The organism is Streptococcus mitis SK575 (assembly GCF_000257865.1).
GTDB classification, from domain to species: domain Bacteria; phylum Bacillota; class Bacilli; order Lactobacillales; family Streptococcaceae; genus Streptococcus; species Streptococcus mitis_CQ.
The window spans coordinates 1-1,603 of record NZ_AICU01000006.1; the positions used below are offsets into that span (position 1 = coordinate 1).

A 1,603-nucleotide genomic window follows, 5' to 3' on the forward strand; every position below is an offset into this window, starting at 1 on the left:
GAGTCCACTGAAAAAATAGGTCTCTTACTTTTAATGAAATGAAAACCGAGGAATCTCTCGTTAATTTGAGCGAGTTCCTCGGTTATTTTGTATTTATTAAGGTCATAATTCGTTTCATATTGACCACGAAAATGGTTGTTGCTGCCTGTAACTCCATGCTGAAAAGACCCGATGCTCTCGCGACATCAAAGCCATGTCTCTGTTTTAGTTCGGCATTCTTTGCTTCGATTTTATAGCGATGTCTGGCCATTTCTTTAAAATAAGGTGTTTCCTGAAATTTCTTCTGGAAAAGATGGTCGTCACTCTTAATGGCTATTGAATAAGTTTTAGACTTTGCCCCCTCCTTATAACATCCTTCCTTGGAAAGGCAACTCTTGCACTTCTCAATGTCAAAGTAATGAGTGACAACTTGATTCTTATTTTGATATTTTTTCCCTGTCCTTGCTTTGCGAACAGCCATGTGTCCTTCTGGACAGACAAATAGCCCTGCATCTTTATTAAATTCAAACGCATCCTCTTCTTTACGGTAACCTTTTGAAACTGAAGGGTTCAGTTTTGAAACCAAATGAATCTTTTCTTTGCGAGCTAGTTGAATGTTGTCCTTTCCTGAATAAGCCGCATCACCAATAATAGTTTCGATGTCCAGACTATTTTCCTTTGTTTTGGCATATAATTCAGGTAAATATTTCCCATCGCTTTGTTCGCCAGAAGTGACCACACAAGCAGTAATAATCCGTTCATCCGTCATAGCGATATGACTTTTATATCCATAGAAAGAGGTGTCGGCTGTCTTATGTCCGAGCCTAGCCTCCTCCTTAACAGAAGCTTCCAAATGTTCTAAGTCGTCCTCGACAGCCTCTTTTAGGTAATTGAACTTTTGAGAAACAGCCGGTAGGGCTAAGAGTTCCTCGTATTTTTCAACCACAGCCATTAACTCCTCTGTATAGGTCAACTCTGCTTCGAGGTTATCTTCTTGAGGTTTCTTTGGAAATTCTATTTTGATATCTTCTGAATGTTGATAAATTGTTTTACGTAAAGCTTTTGAACGCTCTCTAAGGATTTCTTGGGGTTTCTTATGATTATAATGAGATTTGGTGTGAGTGGCATCCACAATGAGGATTTTACTCTTAATTAAGTTATGTTCGAGTGCAATTTGAACAGACTTCTGAATCAATACATCAAGCAGTTTGTTATCTTTAATTCTTAGCTTTCTAAATTTTGTCAGAGAGGATGGCTCGATAACAGAATCTTCAGGAGCTAGACCAAGAAAAAATTTAAAGGCCATATCTGACAAGGAACGTCCTACCACATCTACATCTGATAACTTATAAATATCTTTTAACAAGAGATATTTGAACATCATAATCGGTGAATAAGCTTTACGCCCAAAATCGGGACGATAATTCTTTTCTAGTTCATCATAAATAAAGCTAAAATCACAGAGTTCAGTTAGCTGACGTAAAAAGTGGGTTTTAGGAACCACGATATCATACAAACTAGAATAAGGACTGACATCCATAGTTAACTGATTATCAAGCATCATCTCACCTCATCTCTAGTATAACAAAAAAGCCATCAATTTAATGACTTTTTCAGTAGGCTC

The 1,603-nt window shown here is 37.3% G+C and carries 1 protein-coding gene; it reads right to left on the bottom strand.

The window, feature by feature from the left end:
* Positions 1-82 precede the first annotated feature (82 nt).
* Entirely contained in the window at positions 83-1,540 is a 1,458-nt protein-coding gene (locus HMPREF1048_RS03045) for an IS1182 family transposase (protein WP_000886557.1), read from the bottom strand.
* Positions 1,541-1,603: the final 63 nt, after the last annotated feature.

Excerpts from the sequence above, each read along its gene's own strand:
- HMPREF1048_RS03045 (WP_000886557.1), bottom strand. The coding sequence starts at position 1,540 with ATGCTTGATAATCAGTTAACTATGGATGTCAGTCCTTATTCTAGTTTG.